A 24,948-nucleotide genomic window follows, 5' to 3' on the forward strand; every position below is an offset into this window, starting at 1 on the left:
AGCGCGGATGAGTGCGGCGGGAGCCATCGACCGTCAGATGTTTTCTGGAGACACCACCCACACGCTGCAGGGCATCTTGTACAGCAGATGCTCCACCGTGCTGCCGATCAACCGGCCCATGCCGCGGTGACCCACACGACCCATGACAATCACATCGATGTTATAGGCGTCCGCATAGCTGGAAAGCACCTTGGCAGGATTGCCCATGATCATGTGCTGGCGCTCTGGCGCGATCCCGTTGCGCTCGGCAAGGTCGCGAAATGCATCCGCCTGCGCGTCGAACAGGACCTTGGCTTTTGCCGAGGAGAAAAACGCCGAGCCATTGCTGAAGCCGAATTCGTCCGCGCTGATGCCGGAAAGGTCATGGGCGTAGATCACGTCCAGCTCTGCATCACAGGTGCTCGCCAGTTTGGAGGCCTCACGCAGAATCCGGTCGTTCAGGCCCTTGTATTGGTCATCGGAATGAAACGGATCGACGGCGGCGACGATCCTGCGCGGCAAGACATTGTGCAACTGACTGACGAAATGCAGGGGCACCGGGCATTCGCGCAGCAGATGGATATCCAGTGGCGTAAACATCAGGCGTGACAGCAGCGACTCGTGCTCCAGGGCCTTGATCAATACGCTCATCGGCTGCTCTTTGAGGTGAATGAGGATCTCCTGCAGCGGCCTCTCTACCCAGACGACTTCCGTGGTCACCTGCACACCGATCTTGCGCAAGGGACGCGCCTGGTCTTCGAGCCACTGACGGTGCCGCTCGACATAGCCCAGTCGCATCTGCTCCATCGCCTGCTCGTTGACCAAGCTGGCGGTTGCCAGCCCTTCAAGGTAATCGAACGCCACGATATGCAGGGCGGCGCCCGCAGCTTTGGCCAAGGCAGCGGCCCGGTCGAAGGCGGGGCTGTGCTCCATCAGCGGCGAGACGACCAGCATGAAACGTGATTGATCAGTCATGACAACTCTCCGGTGAGGTGATCGTGCAATCGCTCGCCCCAATGGTTGCGGTGTTTTGGGGCCGTGCAGTCTTGCCCTTAGCCTGCCGCTGTTCAGGGTAGCGGGTTTGATCTTTGTCAAAGGGAGGGCAAAGGAGGGTGTTGCCCGACGCACGGTTGTCCGGGCCTGGTCCAGTGTCGAAATTGTTGACCATTATCAATCTTTCGCGTGGCGCCCCGGCGCAGTCTTTGGGCTCGTGCAGAACGTTGGCTCATACGTTAAGGAGGCATCCCCGTGGCAACCATGAGAGCGGCGGTTTTCGTTGAAAAGAACCGGATCGTGCTGGAAGACAAGCCCGTCCCTGAGGTCGGTCCGCTGGACGCATTGGTGCGTATCACCACCACGACCATTTGCGGCACCGATGTGCACATCCTGCGTGGCGAGTACCCGGTGGCCAAAGGGTTGACCGTGGGCCATGAACCGGTTGGCGTCATCGAGCGGCTGGGCTCACAGGTGCGCGGGTTTGTCGAAGGACAACGGGTGATCGCCGGCGCCATCACGCCCAGCGGCCAAAGTTACGCCTGCCTGTGTGGCTGCGGTTCCCAGGACGGGCCGGACACCCGCCATGGCTTTCGGGCTATCGGCGGCTGGAAGTTCGGCAACACCATCGACGGCTGCCAGGCCGAGTACGTGCTGGTCCCGGACGCACTTGCCAATTTATGCCCCATTCCCGACGGGCTCAGTGACGAGCAGGTGCTGATGTGCCCGGACATCATGTCCACCGGATTTTCCGGGGCTGAGCGGGGTGAGGTGAACATTGGCGATACCGTTGCGGTGTTTGCCCTGGGCCCCATCGGACTGTGCGCGGTCGCCGGTGCACGGCTCAAAGGCGCGACGACGATCATCGGCGTAGATGCCGTGGCCGAGCGCATGAGCGTTGCACGACAATTGGGTGCGACCCATGTCGTCAATTTCAAGGACGGCAACGTGGTCGAGCAGATCATGGCCCTGACCGATGGCCGGGGTGTCGATGTTGCCATCGAGGCCCTGGGTACCCAGGGCACGTTCGAATCGGCGTTGCGGGTGCTGCGTCCGGGGGGACGGCTCTCGAGCCTGGGCGTCTACTCCAGCGATCTGCGTATTCCCCTGGACGCCTTTGCTGCCGGGTTGGGCGATTACAGCATTGTCACGACCCTGTGCCCGGGCGGGAAGGAGCGCATGCGCCGCTTGATGGCGGTGGTGCAGAGCGGTGGTGTGGACCTGTCGCCGCTGGTGACCCACCGCTTCAAACTCGATGATATTGAAGCGGCCTATGAATTGTTTGCTCACCAACGGGACGGTGTGATGAAGGTCGCGATTACGCCGTGAGGCTATGCGCGCTGATTCTCGACGTAATACGGAGGTCGCTATGATCATTGATATCGAGGAGCAACGGGCAAGCCATTGCTGGGTCGTGTGCATGGATGACTTTAAAGTGAACTTCAACAGCCGGGGGGAAGCACAGGCATTTGTTGGCCTGCTCAAGGCCCGCATCGCGGCGCCCCATGTCTGGCCAAGTAGCGCGGGCCTGGCACATGACACACCACGCAAGCCCGGCCGGCAAACGGCTTACGTCACCAAGGGCAAGCGCGTTTGTGCCGACCCCGTGGAGTAACGATGTGGTCCAGTGCCGGGCGCCGCTCAGCCAGATGACAACCCAATGAACGGGGCCGTTGGGCTGACCGGTGCAGCTGCTGCGCTGGGGATTGGCATGCTCATCGGTCTTGAACGCGAACGGCACAAGGGGCAGGGCGAGACCCGCGCCTGTGCGGGGTTGCGGACATTCGCCATTACGGCGTTGCTGGGGTATGGGGCGATGCAAGTCGGGGGCGGCTTGCTGGTAGGCATCGTGGCCATCACCCTGGGACTACTCGTCACAGTGGCTTACTGGCGAAGCCTGAGCGACGACCCCGGCGTGACCAGCGAAGTGGCGTTGTTGACGGTGCTGGTGCTGGGAGCGTTGTGCGGCAGGAGCCCGGAGCTGGCGATCGCTATCGGCGTGGTGCTGGCCGGACTGCTGACGTATCGAGAGAAGCTTCACCACTTTGCCCGCAGCCAATTGACGGATGCGGAGCTGGGCGACGGCCTCATCCTCCTGACGGCTGCATTGGTTGTGCTGCCGTTGGCGCCTGACCGTTTCATCGGTCCCTATGCTGCGATCAATCTGCGCACTATTTGCAGCCTGACTGTATTGCTCATGGCGGTGGGAGCGGTTGGGCACATCGCCGTTCGAACCCTGGGAACCCGTTATGGCTATGCAATCAGCGCCATTGCCTCCGGATTTGCCTCCAGCATCGTGACGATCGCCGCCATGGGCCATCTTGTCGCCCGGCAACCGGAAAACATGAAGGTTCTGAGCGCCGCCGCGATCCTGTCCAATATCGCCACCGTCACTCAGGTCGGCCTGATTCTGGGGGCGGTCGACCCCGGCCTGCTGCGCCATATGTGGGGCCCCCTGACCGGCGGCGCTGGCGCAACAGTCCTGTATGGCTTGTGCCTGATCTTCCCCAAGCCGGCGTCCGGTGCCAGCCAGCCGATCAAGGTCGGGGGGGCGTTCAATCTCAAACTGGCCCTGATTGTCACCTTGACCATGACCGGCATCGCCTTTGTGTCCTCCATGATGCTCAGCTATTTCGGCCAGGTAGGCGTGATGCTGACCGCCACCTTCAGCGGTTTTGCCGATGCGCATGCCTCCACGGCCTCGATCGCCACGCTGGCCAAGTCCGGCCAGTTATCCTTCGATGCCGTTGCCGTTCCCGTGCTGATTGCGATCAGCAGCAACTCCATCAGCAAATGCGTGGTGGCGTGGGTCAGCGGCGGGCGAGGCTTCGCCGCTCATGTGATACCGGGCCAAGTGTTGCTGACACTGGCGATGTGGGCAGGCTTGTGGATTTCCTGACGGACATCGCGCACGTCACTGACAAAAATCAAATGCCCAACGCTGGCAGCGATCAATCTGTAACTCTATTACTGGATTGAAATGGCCGCGTGCCGAGGTGCCCCATGTCGCAGACTCAACGTTTACTCTTGATCGCCCCTCCAGCCATGACGCGCACCCCGGCCTTCGACCGGGCCGCGGCGTTGGCGCTGGCGATGCAAATGCCCGTGCACATCGTGGCGTTCGACTATTCACAGGCCCTGGCGGTGTCGGGATTGTTCGCCCCAGAGCAATTCGCCCTGGCGCGGGATGGCTACCTGCAAACCCATCGCCAATGGCTCGCCGATCAGGCCGCATTAATGAGCAAGCATGGCGTGGAGGCGACCAGCGAGGTGGTGTGGGTTCAGCATCCCTACGAGGAAATCCTCAACTTCATCAATGAAATGCCGCTGGCACTGATCATCAAGGATGCCCAGGAAGAGTCGGCGTTCAAGCGGGTATTTTTCACACCGCTGGATTGGCAGTTGCTGCGTGACTGTCCTGTGCCGGTGCACCTGGTGACTACGCCATTGAATGCCCGGCCGCGCAACGTAGTGGCCATCATTGATGTGCTGCGCGACGAGGAGCAGGACACGGTGTTCAACGACCAGATTATCGATGCAGCCGCCAAACTGGCCGCCATCTGTGAAGCCAATCTCGAACTGCTGCATGTCTATGACTGGACGGCTGTGTACGCCCAGGACATGGGCTTTGGTGCATTGCCGTTGGCCACCGGGCTCTATGAAATGCTGGGAAAGGCCCAGCATGAAGCGTTTTCGGCCATTGCTGAACGCCACGGCGTGCCACCGCAGTGCAGGCACTTCGTAGAGGGAGCCCCCGTGCCGAGCATTTGTGCATTTGTCGGTGAGCACGACACCGATGTCATTGTCATGGGCACGGTGCAGCACAAGGGCTTGAGCAAACTACTGGGCACCACGGCCGAGCAACTTCTGCATCGGGCGCCGTGCAGTGTGCTCGCGATCAAACCGGGAAAAATGCTGCAATCCTGAGGGATGGATCACCCCGCGATGAACCGTTGGCCGGAACATCGCGGGGCGATTTTTTACAGGTAAAGCCGGTGAATGACCTGACGGCTGTCGTCAGGGTCATTGTGCGTCTCGAAACCCAGCGCCTTGGCCAGGTCGCGCATTGGCGCATTGCTGGAGGCGTCCACCGAGTACATCTGGTGAAAGCCATTCTTGCGGGCGGCCTTGATCAGATGCTCCATCAGTAAGGTGCCCAGCCCCAGGTGGGTCCATTCATCGGCAACCGTCACGGCGCATTCACACTCATGCTCGCGGGTGGCCGCGTAACGGCTGACGCCGATCTCGATCAGTTGCCCGTTTTCATGGACCAGCGCGATATAGGCCATACGCTGCTTGTTGTCCGTGTCCATCAACTGATTGAGCATCGCAGCGCCGGGCTCATTGACCTGCGCGAGAAAGCGCATGTGCCGGGATTCGGGGGACAGCCGCTTGATGAACGCGTATTCACGGTCGCGGTCCTTTGGCGCCAGTGGCCGGATCAGCACGTGGCGCCCATCCGTGAGCGCTTCAATCCAGTGTTGCCCAGTGACCGCGGTGTAAGCCGCCGCAGCCCGATCATTGTGCTCTTTGACGTTAAGCATGGGAGTACTCCTCCAGTGCGGTTGGCAAGTCGGGAGCGCGACACAACTGCCGCGTGTGACTGCTGTTCTACACCCTTGCCCACGCCTGGATCTGATCTGGATCAGACAACCGGGACGACGGCACGGGTTGGCCTGTGCTTGATGTAAATCAAACGGCGCCCGATGAAGGCGCGCAGTCTTGAACCCTGCCGACACTCGATGGCCGGCGATGACCGGAGGTGTGTGATGGGTAAATATCAACGTTTTCTCTTGATCGCTGATCAAACTCTGCACCAGTCGCCAGCACAGCTGCGCGCCGTCGCGTTGGCCATGGAGGCCGGCGCCGTACTGGAGGTGCGAGCCTTCGTCGAACCTGCGCCGGTGGTTCATTATTGGGAAGAACAAGTCGACGATGCCGCGCAGCAGCGTTACTTGCGTCGCCACCGTCGCTGGGAGGCCGAAGAACTGGACCGCCTCAGCGACCTGGGGCTGCAGGCAACGGTCAAGACCGTCTTCACGACCCATCCGCTGCTGGACATTCTGAAGACCGTCGAGGATCTCAAGCCCGATCTGTTGATCAAGGATGTCACCCTCGAACCCGTGCTCAAGCGGGTGTTCATTACCCCACTTGATTGTCACTTGTTGCGTGAGTGCCCGATCCCGGTGCACCTGGTCAACCAGGTCCGCTACAGCTTGCCTCACCGAATTGTCGCGGCAGTGGACCCGTTCGACCCCTCGACACACATCAGCGGACTGAACGACACCATCATTCAGACGGCGAACGCCCTGGCCCTGCAATGCGATGCGCCGTTACACCTGCTGTACGCCTATGACTTATCGCCCGCGTTCAACAGCGACGCACCACTGGCCGGGGGCGGTTGGGGCGTGGACGTGATCGATGAACTGCGCCAATCCTTGCACCAGGCGTTTATTACATTGGCACAACGTTATGGCGTGCCACCCGAGCGCCGGCATTTCGTCATGGGCCTGCCGGTGCCGGTGATCAGTGAGTTTGTCCAGCAGTACCTGGCCGATGTCGTGGTCATGGGCACGGTGCACCGCACGGGTGTCGAGCGGTTGATCGGTAGCAACACAGAGCGCGCGCTGTACTCGGTGCCCGGCAGCATTCTGGCGGTCCGGGCCAATCGCTGACGCCTGGCCATGAGCGGTTTGCGTCGAGTTTCCCCCTCACTTGGAGATTGATCGTGAGCCAGTATCAACGTCTGTTACTGATCATCAATCCGCTGCTGCGTCATTCCCCAGCCTTGAATCATGCAGCCTCACTGGCCAAGGCCAGCGGCGCGAGTTTACATATTGCGGCGCTGATCCCCTCGCTCAAAAGGTTATCGCTGCTTGAGAAGGGCGATCGAACACTGGCACGCGAGCAATACCTGCAGGACCATCGCAGCTGGCTTGAGGCTCAGGCGCAGAACTTGCGTGGCCGGGGAATTGAGGTAACCACGCAGGTGACGTGGGCGCAGGACATCAAGCAAGACATCATCGATGACGTCACGCAGATGCAGCCCGACTTGTTGATCAAGGAAATTGACCATGCCTCAGTGCTCAAGCGGGCCTTGTTCACCCCGTTGGACTGGCATTTGTTACGTCACTGTCCGGTACCGGTTTATCTGGTGGGCGGCAGTGGCTTGGGCTTACCCCGTAAGATTGTCGCGGCCGTCGAAGTATCGGATGTCGAGTCCGCCGACGACGAACTCAATGACCGAATCATCAAGCAGGCGTGCAGCCTTGCCATGCAGTGCAACGCCGAACTGCATTTGCTCTACGCCTGCGATATCTCGGCTGTTTTCCTGGCGGACATGGATGGCCTCACGCTCGCTGACCTGACGAAAGAACTTCGCAGGGACCTGGAAAAGTCCTTTCTTCGGTTGGCAGGGCAGTTCGGTGTGCCCTCGGATCGTCGACACTTCATCGACGGGCATCCGGTCAAGGTGTTGAGTGAATTTGCTGATGAACACAACGTGGATGTGATCGTGATGGGCAGAGTCCAGTCCCATGGTTTGGACAAGCTCCTGGGCAGCACCACCGAGCATATCCTGTATCAGGTGCCCTGCTGCGTTTTGGCGGTCTAGATCCCATAGGTACAACGGTTGATGGCAACGCTTGGCTCGAACGCGATAGCGACTATTTGCGTTTCCAGTATTTCTGCATTTCCAGAAACAGAAAGGAGGCAGTCCAGGTGATGAGTACCAGCCCGGTCAGCGCTTGCAGCCCGGTCAGATACTTGATGTCGCCCACCGGTGAAATATCGCCAAAGCCGATCGTCGTGTACGTGGTGAAGGAAAAGTACACGCAGTCCATCAGTGAACCGTCGAAGTTGCCCGTCAAACGGCCCCATCGACCGGCGTGCACCATGAGGTAGTAGACCAACGCGAAGCACCAGACCTCTGTTGCGTGGGCCAGCAGAGCGCCGAAGACCCCGACGACAATTCTGAAGCGGCTCCAGAGTTTGAGTCGCGGCAGCCAATCGTTCAGTCGCAGCAGGCACTCGTAGTGGATCACGACGGCAATGATGACCACCAGCATATTGATCAGCGTGACTGCCAGCATGGCAAAGCTCCAGGAGGAGGGGCGGGTAGTCGGGGCGCGTTGCCGGGCGTATGAGCTCCAGCGGTCAATGTAGTTCTACACCTCAAGGCCGGAAAAAGGTTGAGCTGAATCAACCATGGATGGACTAAGCCAGAGCGATTCGTTTCATTGTCGGCAGAGCCTGATTCGTTGATAAAAATCAGGTCCCCCCCTCGGCATGACACCCAATAATCAACGGGCAGGCAGGACCCAGGGCGAGGTACGTGATGCACAAGCTCAAACGCATTCTATTGATAGCCCCCAGCGAAATGACCCTTACCCCGGCGTTTGAGCGTGCGCATGCCTTGGCGTGTGCAACCGGGGCGTTGTTGCACATTGTCGCGTTCGATTATGTTCAAGCGTTGGCGGTAGCCGGGCTGCTGGACCACGAGGCGATGGCCCAGGCACGGGAGGGTTACTTGCAGGTGCACCGTCATTGGCTGGAGCAGCAGGCCCGGTTTTACCGGTGCGCTGGCCTGCAGGTGAGCACCGAAGTGGTCTGGGCACGGTCGAGCCTGACCAACCTGCTGGAGTACGTGAACGACTTCCGTCCGGACCTGGTGATCAAGGACACCCATTACGTGGCGGCACTTGACCGGGCCTTTCACCGGCCTCTGGACTGGCGCCTGCTGCGCGAGTGTCCGACGCCCCTGCATCTGGTGACCAATGCCAGAAATCCCAAGCCCTTGAAAATCCTGGCGGCGATCGATTTGTCCCATCTGGAAGAGCTGACCCAGGGGTTGAATGACCGAATAGTCGATCTGGCCTCTACCCTGGCGACCAGCTGCGGGGCCGAGCTGCATTTGCTCAACGTCAGTCGGTGGTCAGAATTAGGCGATGTCCCGATGAGTGTGCCGACAAGCAGCCTTGATGACAGCTTGAGGGACGCGATTGAAGATACTCAGCAAGAGGCTTTCGATGTGCTTGCCGAGCGATATTGCGTCAAGGATGCCCATCGACATCTCCTGACGGGCATTCCCCACCAGGTCATTGGCGTGTTCGCGCAGCAGCATGCCTTCGACATGGTGGTGCTGGGCACGGTTTATCACCAGGCGCCGGAACGGTTCATGGGGGATACCGTCGAGAGCCTGTTGAACCAGGCCCCGTGCAGTTTGATGATCGTCAAACCAGTGCGCTCATTCGATTGAACGAGGAGCCATCGAGCCTGCAGTTGATAAAAATCAACTGCCCTTGGGCCAAAGGGAGCGATCAATAGCGCTCCTCTGAATGTTCAAGGGCAATGGCCATGCGAATCACGTTTCTAGGTGCCGCGGGTACGGTCACGGGTAGCAAGTACCTGCTGGAGCATGGCAACCAACATCTGCTGGTCGACTGCGGCCTGTTCCAGGGCTACAAGCAACTGCGACTGCACAATCGCGACCCGTTCCAGCTTCCGGTCGGCGACCTCGATGCCATTGTCCTGACCCATGCCCATCTTGATCACAGCGGCTATCTGCCCTTACTGGTGCGCAATGGCTACCGCGGCCCGGTCTACGCCACGCCCGCGACCTGTGAGCTGGTGAAAATCCTGCTGCTGGACAGTGGCCGCCTGCAGGAAGAGGAGGCCGAGTTCGCCAATCGCCATGGATTCTCCAAGCACAGCCCGGCGTTGCCGCTCTACACCGAGCAGGATGCCCAGCAAGCCCTGAAACTGTTGCGGCCGGTGGACCTGCACCACTGCGTAAAAATCCTCCCGGACATGACCCTGCTGTTTCGTGGCGCCGGGCATATCCTGGGCGCCGCGACGGTGGAGGTGATTGCTGGCGGCCAGACGTTGGTGTTTTCAGGGGATCTGGGGCGCCCGGACGATCCGGTGATGTTCGCTCCCGAAACGGTCGAGCAGGCGGATTTTCTGCTGGTGGAGTCTACCTACGGTGATCGTCAACATCCGGTCGAGTCGCCACAGGCGCAATTGGCCGACGTCGTCACCCGCACGGCACTGCGCCGAGGAATTACCCTGGTGCCATCGTTCGCGGTGGGGCGCGCTCAACTGCTGATGTATCACCTGTATCAATTGAAGCGCAAACGGGCGATCCCGGATATTCCCATCTACCTCAACAGCCCGATGGCCACCGATGTCACGCTGTTGTACCAGCGTTTCCGGAACGAGCACCGGTTATCCATGGAAGACTGCGAAGGCATGTGCCATGTGGCGAAATTCGTCCACACCGTCGACGAATCGAGAGCGCTTGATCAGCAGCGCACCCCGGCGGTGATTATTGCCGCCAGCGGCATGGCGACGGGAGGACGCGTGGTCCATCACCTCAAGGCGTTGGCGCCGAATCCGGTCAACACGCTGCTGATGCCAGGCTTCCAGGCCGGGGGCACCCGTGGTGCGCAGATTATTGCCGGTGCGCCGTCGGTGCGTATCCACGGCCAGGACGTGCCGATCCGCGCCGAGGTGGTATCGATGCAGACCCTGTCCGCGCACGCCGACGCCGATGAAATCATGCAGTGGCTGCGTGGGTTCAAGCGCCCGCCCAAACATACCTTCGTCGTCCACGGGGAACCCAATGCGTCGGATGTGCTGCGCCGGCGAATCAGTCAGGAGCTGGGGTGGTCGGTGTCGGTGCCGGAGTATCGCGATAGCGTCGAACTCTCCAGCATTGACCTCCCCGCAGATGCCTCACGCTAACCCAGAACGCCATAGTCCTGATAAGGATGGCGAGAGATCCAGCCATGGCAAACCACACGCTTTTGAGCCGGTATCACGCAGTTCGGGACTGGAGCAGGGAAGCTGTGCACCAATACCTGCACTGGATGGGGCCCCTGTCCTGGAAGGGTGAGGCAACCTTCTTGCTGTCGGTCTCGATGGCACTGATGGCGGGCTACCTCACGGTGTTCAGCTTTGCCTCTCACGCGGTGCAGGATCTGGTCGACGCGTGCACCGTGCGATTAGAGGTCGAGTTTGAAAATGCCGAGATGTATGCCCTGCCCAAAACCCTGCCTCGGTCGTTGTGTGAATGCGTGACACATTCTCTGCTCGACAAAAACGGCATGGTGCGCCTGGCCATGCTCAACCAGCACATGCTGGACCCGATGGCCCTTGAACCCGTTACGCAACAGGAAGAAGAAGCCTGCATCAAAACCTTGTGGCTGCCCCATATCGAACTGGCCAAGGGGCAGGTGAGGCCCTAGCGCCTGCGCTCAAGCCTCGCTGCCTGCGGCAGATCGTCATGCACGCCGCAGCTTCCCAAACGTCCGCGCTTTTTTCGCCATGTGCCGAGGTGTGTAATGATCCGTCCATTGCGTTTGCTGTTTCTCGCCCCCTTTTCTCAAGTGACTCACTGCCCCGGGCTCGAATTTGCGGGTGATCTGGCACGTGCCTTGGGGGTGCCGTTGCACATAGCAGCCTTCACCGATCCCCATGGCGCGGAGTCGGCCGGCCCGGTTGGGGCCGAGTGCCCCGACATCGTTCGTCAGAGCCTATTGGCGCTGCGTCACAAGTGGCTGAAAGACGAAAGCGCGCGTTTGCAGGAAAGGGGCGTGGAGGCCCATCCTGAAGTCGTCTGCGCCAGCTCCTCCGCCGCGGAGTACGCCGCCTATGCCCATCGTTTCAAGGCGGACCTGATTCTCAAGGACATGCAGGCGCGGCCGGGGGTGGCGCATTGTGGATTGTCACCCCAGGATTGGGAGCTCTTGAGCATCAGCCCGGTCTCCGTTCTTTACGTCCAACCGGGCCCGACTCAAGTCCCCGGCCGGTTTCTGGTGGCCATCGACATGGAGTTCCAGGCGAAAGCGGGCGACAGCGACAATCATTCAATCATCGAGGCCGCCAAGCACCTGGCGAGCGCCTGCGGTGCTTCATTGCATGTGATCAGCGTTTACGACAGCGATGCTCCAGATCAGGGTGACCTGTCCCGGTACGACGCCCGCAAGCAGGCTTTCGATGATTTCGCCAGTGCGCATGGGATTGCCCGTGAACATCGGCATTTCATTCCCGGGGCCCCAGCGAATGCCATTTGTGCCTACCTGCAGCGCAGTCCCTACAACCTGCTGGTGATCGGCGCGGCCAATCACCATCTGCTGTCTTCGGGCATTGGGTTGACGGCTGAAGGGATTCTCGACAATGCCGGTTGCAGCGTCCTGGCAATCAAGCTCCCCGTTGAGGCCGCGCCCATTCAAGCAACCGAGCCCGGTGCTATTCGTCACGCGTCCAGTTGACGCTCAAGCCGTACGTATCGTCGCCATACTGGTAATCGGCCTTCCCTTTGAACGCGGCTTCCAGGGCATGGCCCAGGCGGTTGGCGAGGTGGATACCGGTGGTGGTCACGATCAGATCAGCCGCTGAGTCGCCGAGATGGATAATGCGTTCCAGGGCATGTTCGGCGTTTTCTTTCTTTTCGGTGTTTTCGATCAGATGGATGATCTCGTTACGATGCTTGAGCAAGAAGTTTCCCGACAGCGTCACCGTCGCCGCTGGCATCTGGTCTTCGATCCGTCGGCAGGCTGGGCACGTTACGGTGTGCGCATCATGAATGACCGTGCTTTCCGGATGTTTCCAGGTCCAGTTCCCGGCTTGGTAGACCGCGCTGCACTGCGGGCAGATGGCAGATCCTTCAACCCGCGGCAGCTTATAGGGGTCGTGGGTGGATGATTTGAACAGTTTGTCTTTTTGACTCTGCTGAAACTTGTCCATGGCTACTTTCCTTGCACGTGAAATGGGAAAGATCTGACCGGTTACCGTGACCGAAAAAGAGATCGCTTGCTCTTTCAGCCCGCTGGGAACACCTCGTTTTTCGCCTTTTCATTTGGACTCGGTTTGGTGCTCCACGAATTGATTTTTATCAATGCGTGGACATGAACTGACAGCCGGTCACGCCTGCGGTGCGTGCTTTTTTTTGGGTGGCCTGGGCGCGAGGGCGTTGTCGGTTTGTTGATAAAAGTCAACGTCCCTGGGGCCACTTCAGAGAAGCTGAAAAAACGCACCTGTTGTAAAACTGGCCGGGAGAGTTCCCTGATGGCTCACACTAAAATCGTGTTCCGAGCGGCCGCTCGCGAAAAAATCCTGAGTGGCGCCACACAGTTGGCGGATGCCATACGCGTAACGCTGGGGCCGAAATCCAAATCGGTACTGATCCAGAATAAATGGGGCAATCCGACCGTCTGCAATGATGGCGTCACGATCGCCAAACGCATTGACCTGCTCGACCCCGAGGAAAACCTGGGCGCGCAAATGCTGCGTCAGGCGGCCGAGCGCACAGGCGACGCGGTAGGGGACGGGACCAGCACATCGACTGTTCTGGCCCATGCCATCCTGGCCGATGGCATCCGCAACGTCGTCGCCGGTGCCAGTGCGATCGACCTCAAGCGCGGCCTGGATCGTGGCCTGTTGCTGGTCGTCCAATCCCTCGTAGCGCAGTCGCGCCCGGTCAGCACGCCCAAGGAAAAGGCCCAGGTCGCCACGCTGTCGGCGCATAACGATGCGGTGATCGGTCAACTGGTGGCAGACGCCCTGGAAAAGGTCGGCGTGGAAGGCGTCGTCAGTGTCGAGGAATCCAAGACCACCGAAACAGTGGTCGAGGTCATGGAAGGCATGCGGTTTGACCGGGGTTATGTCTCACCCTATTTCGTCACTGATGCCGAGAAGATGCAGGTCGAGCTCGATGACGCCTACTTGCTGCACTGTGACCATAAGATCGGCGCACTCAAAGACTTGCTTCCCGTGCTTGAGCTCGTTGCCAAAAGCGGGCAACCCCTGGTGTTGATCGCAGATGACATCGAAGGTGAGGCGCTGACAACACTGGTTGTCAACCAGATACGGGGGGTACTGCGAGCGGTGGCGATCAAGGCGCCGGGCTTTGGGGATCGGCGCAAGGAAATGCTCCAGGACATGGCCGTTCTGACGGGGGCGACGGTGGTTTCCAACGAACTGGGCGTCCCCCTTGAACAGGTGCAACTGAGTCAGTTGGGACGGGCCCATCGAGTCGTGGTGCAAAAAGACAGCACGGCACTGATAGGGGGCGCCGGTACACGCGAGGCCATCGAGGCGCGTTTGCAGCAGATCCGTGCGCAAGTAGACAGCACCACCAGCGATTACGACCGTGAAAAGCTTCAGGAACGGCTGGCCCGGCTCTCGGGCGGTGTCGCGGTGATCCGCGTCGGGGCGCCTTCCGAAGCGGAAATGAAGGCGCGCAAGGATGCACTCGATGACGCCATATCGGCGACCCGTGCGGCGATTGCCGAAGGCATTGTGCCGGGAGGCGGGCTTGCGCTGCTCAAGGCCGTCCCGCTTATCGCTGCCGAAGAGGCCCGTCATGAGGGGGATACCAGAACCGGCCTGCAGATTCTTCGCCGGGCGCTGGAGGCGCCGGCCAGACTCATCGCTGAAAATTCGGCCGTCGACGCCGGCGTCGTGGTGGCCCGCATGCTTGCCGAACCCGCGAACATTGGCTTCGATGCGTCTGCCAACAACTACGTCGACATGTTCGAAGCGGGCATCATTGATCCGACCAAGGTGGTGCGTATTGCCCTCGAAAATGCGGTGTCAGTCGCCAGTATCTTGCTGCTGACCGAGGCAACCATGACGGATATCCCCGAGAAAGAGTCAGCGGCCCAACCTCCTTTCCCGGAATGAAACGCCCATGTTGAGCAACGCTCAGGTATAGGAAGCCGCCTCGGTCATCGCCAGGTGATTGAGGATCGGGTTTTCGCCGTGCAAGTAACTCAGCGCCTGGTGCATCAATTGCAGGGCCTTTTCTTTTTTCTCGTATCGCTTGGCCGGATCGGCCTGACGTAGCGCGGCACCCGCGAGAGAAAAACAGCGCGTGGCCGCACGCAAGGACAGGAACAACGCCAAGGGTTTGCAATCTTGCGCTCCACCACTGTGGTTGATGTAACTGGACAACAGGCGTGCGCTCAACCTGTTCAGCCCATGGTGCTGAAGATCCATCAGTACAAAAGCCAGGTCGTAGAGCACATCGATGCAGGCAATCCGCTCACTGAATTCAATGCCATCAAAGAGTGTTGGTTGACCGTCGAGCAGGCAGATGTTGGCCAGGCGCATATCACCATGGCAGCGGCGAACGCGGCCCGCGCGACGGCGCTCTTCCAGGCAATCGGTCAACGACTTCAACAGGGTCCGGGAGGTGTGAGCAATGGCGGTGACGGCCGCGGCGTCGAGGACAGGGATATAACGCGACATTTCCCTTTGGTTCTTCTCGATTTCTTCATACAGGTCCGAGAGGCGACCGAAAGCAGGGGTGATTTGCGCATTGGCATGAAAGCGGGCGATCTCGGCCCCCAACTGTTCCATCATCGGTTTAGTCAGGCGCCCTTCAACGGCCATGCGGTCAAACAGCCGATCCTGAGCAAAACGGCGCATCACCACGAGCCAGTCAACCACTTGCCCGCAACCGTTGAGCGCCAACCGGCCCTCGGCCTGGCGAGTGATCGGCAGCAGGTGCAAGTACAGCGTCGGCGCTGTTCGCCGATTGAGTAACAACTCGGCCTGACAGGCCATTTTTCGGTTTTTCAGGCTGAGGAAGTCCAGCTCGGCAAACGCCACGGCGCGTTTGAGTTTGTAGGCGCGGTCGGCCTGCAGAAAAATCACCGAACCATGGGTCTCGATCCGTTGCACTGGCTCATTTGAAGTGCCGTAGCTGGACGGCCTGGAGAGAAAGGCAATCACCTCGTCTTGCAGGTTGTTCATTCTCGCCTCCACGCCCGCAGCGGACTTTTCGGCAGTCTGAAGGAGGGCTAAGCGCGGTGATTGATATTGATCAAGTGCGCTGGAATGAAACGCTGCCCGTTTGCGGGCCTCACACCGGTTTTTGATATTTATCAACGTCGGGCATCGTCCAGCGGAGCAGCCTGAATCAACGCTGGTGCTGGGCCGGCGTGGACGCAACGGCCGAGCCCTAAGAGGGTTGGCGGCAAGCGTTGAAGCCCTCTGCCTGGAGCCAGAACATGAGCCAGTATCAACGGCTGTTACTCATCACCCACCTGGCCCTGCGCCATTCTCCGGCAATCGACCAGGCGGCAGCCCTGGCCCAGGCCAGCGGTGCACGTTTGCACATTGCGGTGTTGATTCCGACGTTGAAATTGTTGTCGTTGCTCGAAACCGGCGACCGGGACAAGGCGCGGGAGCGTTACCTGCAGGACCATCGCGACTGGCTGGCGGACCAGGCCAGCACACTGCGCAGCAGAGGGCTCGAGGTGAGCACCGAGGTGGCGTGGGCTGATGACATGGAGCAGGACATCCTGGATCACGTCAACGCGTTGCAGCCCGACCTGTTGATCAAGGAAATCCAGCATGAGTCAGTGTTCAAACGCACATTTTTCACGCCGCTGGACTGGCACTTGCTGCGCCATTGTCCGATACCGGTTTATCTGGTGGGCGGGACTCACCATACCCTGCCGCGCAAGATCGTGGCGGCGGTCGACGCCTCGGCGGGGCAGCCGGAAAACAGCGAGCTGAATGAGCGCATCATCCGCCAGGCCTGCAGTCTCGCCATCCAGTGTGATGCCGACTTGCACCTGCTGTATGCCTACGACATTTCGCAGGACTACCTGGAGGAATTGGGCGATGGCTTGAAACTGTCAGCGCTGAACAAGGGACTGCGCAAAGCGCTGGAAAAATCATTTGTGGAACTCTCCGGTCGGTACGGCGTGCCCGCTAACCGCCGGCATTTCATTCTCGGGCAGCCGGTCTCGGCACTGTGCGAGTTCGCCGACAAGCACCAGGTGGATGTCATCGTGATGGGCAGAGTCCAGTACCAGGGGATGGAGAAACTGCTGGGCAGCACCACCGAACATATTCTCTATCAGGTGCCCTGCAGCGTACTGGCGGTCTAGGGACGGCCGATGACGACTACCGACAACGACGGGCCAGCGCGGCGCCAGCCATTGCCAGGCCGGGTCGCGGGCTCTGCTCAACAGTTCGCTACTCCAGGGGGCATCATGCATCGGGCGATCCTCAAGAAAAATCTGGCCGACTTGCCGTTAACGCCGAACTGGCTTGATAGCGTGCAGGCTCGGGAGGCCTTTTCCTGGCAGGTGCAAGCCCATGCCCTGGCGGGTTTGCCGGGCGGTGGTTTGAACCTCGCGTATGAGGCCGTGGATCGGCATGCGCAGGGGGCGCATCGACGGCATACGGCATTGCGCATTCTTGATCGCAATGGAGGTGGTTGCGACATCAGTTACGGCGAACTGAGCACCTTGAGCAACCGATTTGCCAGTGTCTTGAAGACGCTGGGCGTGAGGCCCGGCGAACGGGTGTTCGTACTCTGTGGCCGGGGGCTGGAACTCTATCTTGGCGTGCTCGGCGGCCTGAAACTCGGTTGCGTGGTGTCGCCATTGTTCTGTGCGTTCGGCCCGCAACCCATTGAAACGCGTATGCGTCTGGGCGAAGGCAGTGTGTTGCTGACCAGCGCAGCCCTCTACCGGCGCAAGGTTGCGGCCATTCGCGAGCGTTTGCCGGCACTCAAGCATGTGTTGCTGTTTGACGATCAGGGTGGGGACACGGCGCAGATCGAGGGGACGCTGAACCTGCATCAGTTGCTGGCGCAGGCAGACGAGGCGTTCACCGTTGCCGATACGACAGCCGACAGCCCCGCACTTTTACACTTCACCAGCGGTACGACGGGCACCCCAAAAGGCGTACTGCATGTCCATGGCGCGGCGCTGACCCACTACGTCACCGGAAAATACGCCTTGGACCTGCACCCCGATGATGTCTTTTGGTGCAGTGCCGATCCGGGGTGGGTGACCGGCACGTCCTATGGGATCTTTGCCCCGCTGTTGCTGGGCGTCACCAGTGTGGTGGAGGGCAATGAATTCGATGCCGAGCGTTGGTACCGGATACTTGAGCAGCAACAGGTAACCGTCTGGTACACGGCGCCGACGGCCATTCGACTCCTGATGAAAGCCGGTGCAGCGTTGGCGCGCAGTCATCATTTTCCGAGCCTGCGGTTTATTGCCAGTGTCGGCGAGCCGCTGAATCCCGAGGCGGTCTGGTGGGGCAAAGAGGTGCTTGGGCTGCCGATCCACGACAATTGGTGGCAGACCGAAACCGGCGGCATCATGATTGCCAACACGGTGGCCATGCCCATCAAGCCCGGTTCCATGGGGAAGCCGCTGCCGGGGGTCGAGGCGGCGGTTGTCACCAGAGCACAAGGCCAAGCGCTGGTGTTTCTGGGTGACAACGAGGTCGGTGACCTTGCCTTGAAACAGCCCTGGCCTGCCATGTTCCGCGCCTACCTGGGGCAGGAGGAGCGTTATCGTCACTGCTTTGTCGGTGAGTGGTACCTGAGCGGCGATCTTGTGCGCCGCGATGCCGATGGTTACTACTGGTTCATTGGACGCAGCGACGATGTCATCAAGTCGGCCGGGCACCTGATCGGTCCGTTTGAAGTGGAAAGCTCCCTCATGGAACATCCGGCCGTGGCTGAAGCCGCGGTGATTGGCAAACCCGATCCGTTGCTGGGCGAAACCGTGAAGGCATTTGTTTCACTCAAGCATGGCTTCGCTGCCAGCCAGGCCCTGCACGACGAATTGCTCGGCCATGGTCGCAAGCGCCTTGGGGCCGTCGTTGCGCCCAAGGAACTGGAATTTGTCGAAGCGCTTCCACGCACCCGTAGCGGAAAACTGATGCGCCGTCTGCTCAAGGCCCGGGAACTGGGTTTGCCTGAAGGCGATACGTCCAGCCTGGAGCGCCCGTCATGAGCCTGCCGGCACGGTCCCAGGGCATTGCACTCGACTTGCTACGGGACATGGTGCGTATCCGTCGTCTTGAAGAACGGGCTGGCGAATTGTACGGGGAGGGCAAGATTCGCGGCTTTGTGCACTTGTACATTGGTGAAGAAGCGGTTGCCGTCGGCGTTCTCCATGCCCTGGCAGCCGACGATGCGGTGGTCGCTACCTACCGCGAACATGGCCACGCCCTGATCAAGGGCGTCTGCATGAATGCAATCATGGCCGAGATGTATGGACGCCAGGAAGGATGCTCGCGCGGGCGTGGCGGCTCGATGCACCTGTTTGATGCCGCGGCACGATTCTTCGGCGGCAATGCCATCGTGGCGGGTGGCTTGCCCCTGACGGTCGGCCTGGCGCTGGCTGAACGTCTGCAACGAGGGTCGCGTCTCTGTGCCTGTTTTTTTGGTGAGGGCGCGATGGCGGAAGGGGCGTTTCATGAGTCCATCAACCTGGCCGCCTTGTGGCAACTGCCGATGCTGTTCTGCTGCGAAAACAACCTCTATGCCATGGGAACAGCCCTGGACCGTTCGCAGTCGCAAACGGACCTGTGTGCGAAAGCCTCGGCATACAACGTCGCTGCCCGGTCCGTCGATGGCATGGACGTGATCGCGGTGCATGAAGCCACGTGTGAGGCGGTTGAACACATCCGCGCAGGGCATGGGCCGTTTTTTCTGGAGTGTCGCACCTATCGGTTTCGCGCCCACTCGATGTTCGACCCACAGTTGTACCGTGACCAGGACGAGGTGGAGCGATGGAAGACCCATGGGCCGATCCATACCTACAGTGCCCGGCTCAAGGCCGAAGGTCTTTTGGACGAACCCGGGTTTCTGGCGATCCTGGCCCAGGTGGACGCTGAAGTGGAAGCTGCGGTGACGTATGCCGAAAACGGTAGCCTGGAGCCGCTCGAGGCGTTGTCTCGCGATGTCTACACCCCAAGGGCGGCGCCATGAGCATTCGGCTGACCTATCGCGAAGCGCTGCGCGAGGCCATGCGTGAGGCGCTCCAGCGCGACCCGCGGGTATTTCTGATGGGCGAAGACGTCGGTCGCTACGGTGGCAGTTATGCCGTCTCACTGGGGTTGCTTGAGGCGTTCGGCCCCGAGCGCATTCGAGATTCGCCATTGTCTGAATTGGGTTTTGTGGGCGCCGGTATCGGGGCGGCATTGGGGGGCATGCGGCCGATTGTCGAAATCATGACCGTGAACTTCAGCCTGCTCGCCCTCGATCCGTTGATCAATACGGCTGCAGCCTTGAGGCACATGTCCGGTGGACAGTTCTCTGTGCCCTTGGTGGTGCGCATGGCGACAGGCGCCGGCCGCCAACTCGCCGCGCAACACTCCCACAGCCTGGAGGGCTGGTATGCCCATATCCCGGGGCTCAGAATCCTCGCTCCGGCGACCGTCGAAGACGCGCGCGGCATGCTCTGGCCAGCGCTGCTGGATCCGGATCCGGTACTGATATTCGAACACGCCCAGCTGTACAACCTGGAGGGTGACACCGGTGAGTGGGAGACGCTGGACATCTGTTGCGCCAAGGTCCGCCGGCCCGGCAAGGACCTGACCCTGATCACTTACGGCGGCACACTCGGCAAATGCCTGGCGGCTGCGCAGGAACTGGCCGGGCAGGGCATTGATTGCGAAGTCATCGACCTGCGAGTCCTGCGGCCTCTGGATGACAAGACGCTGATGGCTTCCGTCTGCAAGACCCGTCGCGCCCTGGTGGTCGACGAGGGGTGGCGCAGCGGCAGCCTGTCCGCCGAGATCATTACGCGGATCATGGAGCAAGTTTTTTACGAGCTGGATGCTCCGCCGGCGCGGGTGTGCAGCGCCGAGGTGCCGATACCTTATCCCCGGCATCTGGAAGAGGCCGCCCTGCCACAGGTGTCGACGATCGTCGCGGCCGCTCATCGACTCTGCGAGGGGGCATCAGGATGAACGCAATGACACGGCGCATTCGAGTATCGGACCAGGAGGCTCGACGATGATCGAATTCAAGTTGCCCTCCCTGGGGGCTGATATGGATGAAGGCACGTTGCTGGAATGGAAAGTCCATCCCGGTGATGGGGTCAAGCCCGGTCAGGTGATTGCCGTCGTCGATACCGCCAAGGCCGCCATCGACGTCGAGTGCTGGCATGAGGGCACGGTGGCGCAACTGCTGATCGATGTCGGCGCCAAAGTGCCTGTTGGGACAGTCATCGCCCGGTTGCTGGAACCAGGCGAGAATCCGCAACATGCGCGACGAACAACACCAACGACGCAGCCGTTGCTGATCGAAGCGCAAGCCCCGGCCGCCGGCCGACGCCTGCGGATTTCTCCAGCGGCGCGCAAGCGTGCTGCCGAGTTAGGGCTCAGTACCGATGATTTGCAAGGCCATGGCCCACAGGGTGCCATTACCCTGGAGGACATCGAAACCGCCGCCCGTGTGACGCATCCTCAGGACCCCGACCAAGCCATGCGCCAGACCATCGCGGCGGCCATGAGTCGGTCAAAACGCGAGATTCCCCATTACTACCTCAGCGAAACCATCGCCCTGGATACCGCGATGGCCTGGCTGCAGGCACACAACGCGCAAAGCACACTTCAGGAGCGCCTGCTGTCCAATGTCCTGCTGCTCAAGGCGGTGGCTCTTGCCTTGCGCGACTATCCGCAGCTCAATGGCTTCTGGCGGGATAACGCCTTCACGCCCGCACTCGATACCGACCTCGGGGTAGCGATCACCTTGCGCCACGGTGGCCTGGTTGCGCCGGTTCTGCACCATGTGGCGGACACCTCGCTGACTCATTTAATGAGTGAACTGGCCAGCCTGGTCGAGCGCGCCCGTGGCGGGTCCCTGCGCAGCTCCGAGCTGGGAGGCGCCGGGATCACGGTCACGCAACTGGGTGACCAGGGCGTAGACAGCGTATTGGGGGTGATCTACCCACCCCAGGTTGCCTTGGTCGGTTTCGGTCGTATCAGTGAGCGGCCCTGGGTGAAAGATGGCCAGCTGTGTGTCATGCCGACGGTCATTTGCAGTTTGTCGGCCGATCATCGTGTCAGTGACGGTCATTACGGTGCACGCTTTCTCGGCGAAGTCCGTCGCTTATTGCAGACGCCAGAGGCACTTTGAGGAGAGGACAGATGGACCGGCAAATGATCCGCCATGAGGTATTGCGCGCCTTGAAAGGCATTGCCCCGGAACTTGAAATCGAGCAACTGCGCGCTGATCGCTCATTGCGCGAAGAGGTTGATCTGGATTCGATGGATTGGCTGCGTTTGCTCGAGGCCCTGAATCGGAGTCTGGGCATTGCAATTGCTGAAAGCGACTACCAACACGTGGACACCCTGGACAAGCTCATCACCTATCTGGCGCAACAGGTGAGTGCCAGCCCACACGAACCTTCGGACCGTCAGGGATGAAGCGCGGCGTCCCTCAACCCGCTCAGGCGTGATCAAAAGCGCCATTTTCTGCCAGAAAGGTGGCAACCAGGGCCGTGCTGTCCAGTACCCGCAACTGACGGGTGACGGCGTCAGGGGGCAGGCGAAACGGCGGCACGGTGTCGGTGATCGCGATGTGTTCGAAGATTGGCGAGTCGAACAGTTGGCCACCCGCCGTAAACAACCCATGGGTGGCGGCGGCGAACAAGCGTCCGGCGCCGGCCTTCTGGCAGGCATGGCCGGCATGCTTGAGCGTGTCCCCCGTGCTGATCAGGTCATCGAAAACAATGGCCGTCTTGCCGGCGACATCGCCAACCAGGAGGCTGCCGGTCAGCGTGGTATGGGCCCGGTGTTTTTCCATCAAGGCGCTGCCGACCGGGCGGCCCAGTTGCTGCTCCAGGGCCTGACGAAACTGCTCGGCGCGCTTGATGCCCCCCGAGTCCGGGGAAACCGCAACCACGTCGGCGTCGCCGACCACCTTGGCGAAATGCTCGGCGAACAGTTGCGCGCACGGCAGGTTCCACGCCGGCAGGCGAAACGCGTTGTCGAACGCCGCCGGATTGTGCACCTCCAGGGTGATCAGGCGATCCACGCCACTGACTTCAAAAAAGTTCGCCACGTAACGCGTAATGGTCGGATCCTGAGGCTGACTGCGGCGATCCTTGCGCCCGTAGCAGAGGTAGGGTGTCACCACTTGAATGTGGCGAGCGCCCGCGTCCTTGAGTGCGCCGCAGAAAAACAGCAGACGACACAGCTTATCGTTGGCGCTCTGTCCGCCATCCCCATACAAGGCGTGGAACACCACGACCTCGCGGCCGTTGACCGGATCCAGCGGGCGGCATTTATGCTCACCGTCTTCATAGTCACGCTCCTCATGGCGCGCCAATGGGCAGCCAAGCCGTTGCGCCACACGCAGGGCGTAGGACTCGCTGCCTTGCAGGGCAAAAAGAAGCGGGGGCAGGGTGAGCATGCAGGACTCCTTGGTCGCCGACCTTTGTTCGTTAGCGGGCGGCGCCATGGCGCACAACTTCAATGCAAAACGCCTGTTCGAAGGGCGGCACGTTACATTCGACGATGTCGGCGGCAGCGACTTGCAGGTGCACGCCGACAATGTCGGCGCGGATCGGTTGCTGGCAGGTATGCCGGTCGACCAATACGGCAGTGTAGACCCGCCGCGCGCCCAGTTGCGCCAGATACGCGCACGTACGCAGCAGCGAATGGCCTTCGAACAGCACGTCATCGACCACCAGCAGCGTGGTATTGGCCAGGTCCACCCGGTCCAGCGCCGGGTTTTCGGTCAGTTGCGTGTAATCATGCAGCACCTGCAAGTCGTCGGCGTAGCGCTTGACCTTCAGCGGGTAAAGCGGCAGTTCCGGCTGGCCGGTCTGATGCGCCATGTACTGGCGCAACCGTTGAGCCAGCGGTTCGCCCCGGCGCTGGATGCCAATCAGTGCCGCGTGACCTGGGGGCAGCAGGGTACTGGCCTTGCGCGCCATCACCTGCAGCACGTCATCGAGCTCTTTGCTGTCATACAGGCGCACCCGCTGACTGGCCAATAGGATCGTCATTGCCTTCTCCTGTCACCGCGCCTTGCGCGTGCGCTTTCGCTCAATGTAGACCGCCAGGCTGGGGCGCGATTGACATTGATCAAAGATCAAACCAAACGTCGATGGTTTGAGGCGTGCGTATGCCCGACCACTGCCGGTGGGCATGGGCATGTCTTGCGCACGCATTTGACATAAATCAACGCCAGGGCCACCTCGACAGAGGATTCTGAATGGGCAACGAAGGTGCCTGATCCCGCGGCGAACACGACAGTGGCCCACGGGCGGCGGCAAGCGTGCAAGCCCCCTGGAGTCCGATCATGAGCCAGTACCGACGGTTATTGCTGATCATCAACCCGACCCTGCGCCAATCCCAAGCCATGAACCATGCGGGCGCCCTGGCCAAGGCCTGCGGTGCAAGCTTGCACATCGCCGCCTTGATCCCTCCCTGGAAACTGTTGTCGCTGCTCGAAGAGGGTGATCGGGAAGAGGCTCGCGAAGGTTTCCTGCAAGACCATCGCGACTGGTTGAAGTATCAGGTGAGCCAACTGCGCGACAGCGGCATCGAGGTGACTTCAGAGGTCACCTGGGCCGACGACATTCAGCAAGACATCCTCGATCGCGTGGCAGACCTGCAGCCCGACCTGCTGATCAAGCAAGTGCAGCGCGAGTCGGCACTGCGGCGCGCCTTCTTCACCCCCCTGGACTGGCGCTTGCTGCGTCACTGCCCGACGCCGGTCTATCTGCTTGGCGAAGGTCATCTTGCCTTGCCGCGCAAGGTCGTGGCGGCAGTTGATGTTTCCAATACCCTGGCGCCGAACAGCGAGATCAATGAGCGGATCATCCAGCAGGCGTCCAGCTTCGCTCTACAGTGTGAGGCCGAGTTGCACTTGCTGTACGCCTGTGACATTTCCTCCCTGTACCTGGGCGATATGGGCGGCGCGGGCTTGGCGCTTCCAGACCTCGGCAGGCAATTGCTCAACGCACATGAACACTCATTCCTCATGCTCGCCGAGCGTTATGGCGTGCCCGCTGACCGACGGCATTTCATTGAGGGGCACCCTGTCTCGGTGCTCGATACGTTTGCCGATGAGCAGCACATGGATGTGATTGTGATGGGCAGAGTCCAATCGCACGGCCTGGACAAGCTGCTGGGCAGCACGACCGAACATATCCTGTACCAGGTGCCGTGCAGCGTGTTGGCGGTCTAGAGCGG

The 24,948-nt window shown here is 60.7% G+C and carries 25 protein-coding genes; 18 read left to right on the forward strand and 7 right to left on the reverse strand.

Features of this window, described 5'->3' with window-relative positions:
• Positions 1-33: 33 nt before the first annotated feature.
• Positions 34-954, reverse strand: coding sequence for a universal stress protein (locus H7995_RS10855; protein ID WP_166591848.1), 921 nt, complete (start codon positions 952-954; stop codon positions 34-36).
• 273 nt (positions 955-1,227) lie between these two features.
• Between H7995_RS10855 and H7995_RS10860 the strand changes: the two genes are divergently transcribed.
• From H7995_RS10860 to H7995_RS10875, 4 genes are all read left to right on the forward strand, one after another.
• Positions 1,228-2,301 (forward strand): NAD(P)-dependent alcohol dehydrogenase, encoded by a 1,074-nt coding sequence (locus tag H7995_RS10860; RefSeq protein WP_166591847.1) that lies wholly within the window; start codon positions 1,228-1,230, stop codon positions 2,299-2,301.
• A 40-nt stretch (positions 2,302-2,341) separates the two neighbouring features.
• Complete coding sequence (locus H7995_RS10865; protein ID WP_166591846.1) at positions 2,342-2,587, forward strand: hypothetical protein; 246 nt, start codon at positions 2,342-2,344, stop codon at positions 2,585-2,587.
• Positions 2,588-2,632: 45 nt separating this feature from the next.
• Entirely contained in the window at positions 2,633-3,871 is a 1,239-nt protein-coding gene (locus H7995_RS10870; protein WP_166591845.1) for an MgtC/SapB family protein, read from the forward strand.
• A 104-nt stretch (positions 3,872-3,975) separates the two neighbouring features.
• Entirely contained in the window at positions 3,976-4,899 is a 924-nt protein-coding gene (locus tag H7995_RS10875) for a universal stress protein (RefSeq protein ID WP_166591844.1), read from the forward strand.
• 53 nt (positions 4,900-4,952) lie between these two features.
• Here H7995_RS10875 and H7995_RS10880 read toward each other — a convergent pair whose 3' ends face one another.
• Positions 4,953-5,516, reverse strand: coding sequence for a GNAT family N-acetyltransferase (locus H7995_RS10880; RefSeq protein WP_185818352.1), 564 nt, complete (start codon positions 5,514-5,516; stop codon positions 4,953-4,955).
• A gap of 225 nt (positions 5,517-5,741) precedes the next feature.
• On the opposite strand from H7995_RS10880, the gene H7995_RS10885 reads away from it, so the two are divergent.
• A complete protein-coding gene (locus H7995_RS10885) occupies positions 5,742-6,647 on the forward strand; it encodes a universal stress protein (RefSeq protein ID WP_166591842.1) in 906 nt (301 codons plus the stop codon).
• Positions 6,648-6,700: 53 nt separating this feature from the next.
• A complete protein-coding gene (locus tag H7995_RS10890) occupies positions 6,701-7,585 on the forward strand; it encodes a universal stress protein (protein ID WP_166591841.1) in 885 nt (294 codons plus the stop codon).
• A 52-nt stretch (positions 7,586-7,637) separates the two neighbouring features.
• On the opposite strand, the gene H7995_RS10895 is transcribed toward H7995_RS10890, so the two are convergent.
• Complete coding sequence (locus tag H7995_RS10895) at positions 7,638-8,063, reverse strand: potassium channel family protein (protein WP_166591840.1); 426 nt, start codon at positions 8,061-8,063, stop codon at positions 7,638-7,640.
• Between the two features lie 245 nt (positions 8,064-8,308).
• On the opposite strand from H7995_RS10895, the gene H7995_RS10900 reads away from it, so the two are divergent.
• From H7995_RS10900 to H7995_RS10915, 4 genes are all read left to right on the forward strand, one after another.
• Positions 8,309-9,229 carry a universal stress protein gene (locus H7995_RS10900; protein ID WP_166591839.1) on the forward strand — a complete coding sequence of 307 codons (921 nt, stop codon included), beginning with the start codon at positions 8,309-8,311 and terminating at the stop codon, positions 9,227-9,229.
• Positions 9,230-9,327: 98 nt separating this feature from the next.
• Positions 9,328-10,716 (forward strand): MBL fold metallo-hydrolase RNA specificity domain-containing protein, encoded by a 1,389-nt coding sequence (locus tag H7995_RS10905; RefSeq protein WP_185818353.1) that lies wholly within the window; start codon positions 9,328-9,330, stop codon positions 10,714-10,716.
• A gap of 44 nt (positions 10,717-10,760) precedes the next feature.
• On the forward strand, positions 10,761-11,219 hold the full coding sequence (locus H7995_RS10910; protein WP_166591837.1) for a hypothetical protein: 459 nt from the start codon (positions 10,761-10,763) through the stop codon (positions 11,217-11,219).
• 96 nt (positions 11,220-11,315) lie between these two features.
• Positions 11,316-12,245, forward strand: coding sequence for a universal stress protein (locus tag H7995_RS10915; RefSeq protein ID WP_166591836.1), 930 nt, complete (start codon positions 11,316-11,318; stop codon positions 12,243-12,245).
• On the opposite strand, the gene H7995_RS10920 is transcribed toward H7995_RS10915, so the two are convergent.
• Positions 12,223-12,720: a BCAM0308 family protein gene (locus H7995_RS10920; RefSeq protein WP_166591835.1), complete on the reverse strand. Its 498-nt coding sequence runs from the start codon at positions 12,718-12,720 to the stop codon at positions 12,223-12,225. The two genes, H7995_RS10915 and H7995_RS10920, sit on opposite strands and share 23 nt — an antisense overlap.
• Before the next feature lie 321 nt (positions 12,721-13,041).
• Here H7995_RS10920 and groL point away from each other — a divergent pair, with 321 nt between their 5' ends.
• Positions 13,042-14,658, forward strand: a complete 1,617-nt coding sequence (gene groL / locus H7995_RS10925; protein ID WP_185818354.1) for a chaperonin GroEL — start codon at positions 13,042-13,044, stop codon at positions 14,656-14,658.
• Positions 14,659-14,679: 21 nt separating this feature from the next.
• Here groL and H7995_RS10930 read toward each other — a convergent pair whose 3' ends face one another.
• On the reverse strand, positions 14,680-15,732 hold the full coding sequence (locus H7995_RS10930) for a phosphotransferase (RefSeq protein ID WP_166591834.1): 1,053 nt from the start codon (positions 15,730-15,732) through the stop codon (positions 14,680-14,682).
• 257 nt (positions 15,733-15,989) lie between these two features.
• Here H7995_RS10930 and H7995_RS10935 point away from each other — a divergent pair, with 257 nt between their 5' ends.
• Genes H7995_RS10935 through H7995_RS10960 form a run of 6 tightly spaced genes read left to right on the forward strand, consistent with a single transcriptional unit; the run spans position 15,990 to position 22,170 of the window.
• On the forward strand, positions 15,990-16,877 hold the full coding sequence (locus tag H7995_RS10935; protein WP_166591833.1) for a universal stress protein: 888 nt from the start codon (positions 15,990-15,992) through the stop codon (positions 16,875-16,877).
• A gap of 9 nt (positions 16,878-16,886) precedes the next feature.
• Positions 16,887-18,746, forward strand: a complete 1,860-nt coding sequence (gene acsA, locus H7995_RS10940; RefSeq protein ID WP_244647689.1) for an acetate--CoA ligase — start codon at positions 16,887-16,889, stop codon at positions 18,744-18,746.
• Complete coding sequence (gene pdhA, locus H7995_RS10945) at positions 18,743-19,726, forward strand: pyruvate dehydrogenase (acetyl-transferring) E1 component subunit alpha (protein WP_185818355.1); 984 nt, start codon at positions 18,743-18,745, stop codon at positions 19,724-19,726. The genes acsA and pdhA overlap by 4 nt, the downstream gene beginning before the upstream one ends.
• On the forward strand, positions 19,723-20,709 hold the full coding sequence (locus H7995_RS10950; RefSeq protein WP_185818356.1) for an alpha-ketoacid dehydrogenase subunit beta: 987 nt from the start codon (positions 19,723-19,725) through the stop codon (positions 20,707-20,709). The genes pdhA and H7995_RS10950 overlap by 4 nt, the downstream gene beginning before the upstream one ends.
• A gap of 46 nt (positions 20,710-20,755) precedes the next feature.
• A complete protein-coding gene (locus H7995_RS10955) occupies positions 20,756-21,880 on the forward strand; it encodes a dihydrolipoamide acetyltransferase family protein (RefSeq protein WP_185818357.1) in 1,125 nt (374 codons plus the stop codon).
• An 11-nt stretch (positions 21,881-21,891) separates the two neighbouring features.
• A complete protein-coding gene (locus H7995_RS10960; protein ID WP_166591829.1) occupies positions 21,892-22,170 on the forward strand; it encodes an acyl carrier protein in 279 nt (92 codons plus the stop codon).
• A gap of 22 nt (positions 22,171-22,192) precedes the next feature.
• Here H7995_RS10960 and H7995_RS10965 read toward each other — a convergent pair whose 3' ends face one another.
• Together H7995_RS10965 and H7995_RS10970 are read right to left on the reverse strand one after the other, a co-directional pair.
• Entirely contained in the window at positions 22,193-23,158 is a 966-nt protein-coding gene (locus H7995_RS10965; protein WP_166591828.1) for a ribose-phosphate diphosphokinase, read from the reverse strand.
• 31 nt (positions 23,159-23,189) lie between these two features.
• A complete protein-coding gene (locus tag H7995_RS10970; protein WP_166591827.1) occupies positions 23,190-23,756 on the reverse strand; it encodes a phosphoribosyltransferase family protein in 567 nt (188 codons plus the stop codon).
• A 296-nt stretch (positions 23,757-24,052) separates the two neighbouring features.
• On the opposite strand from H7995_RS10970, the gene H7995_RS10975 reads away from it, so the two are divergent.
• Entirely contained in the window at positions 24,053-24,943 is an 891-nt protein-coding gene (locus H7995_RS10975) for a universal stress protein (protein WP_182344243.1), read from the forward strand.
• Positions 24,944-24,948 lie beyond the last annotated feature (5 nt).

It is taken from the genome of Pseudomonas kielensis, from assembly GCF_014236655.1.
GTDB lineage: Bacteria > Pseudomonadota > Gammaproteobacteria > Pseudomonadales > Pseudomonadaceae > Aquipseudomonas > Aquipseudomonas kielensis.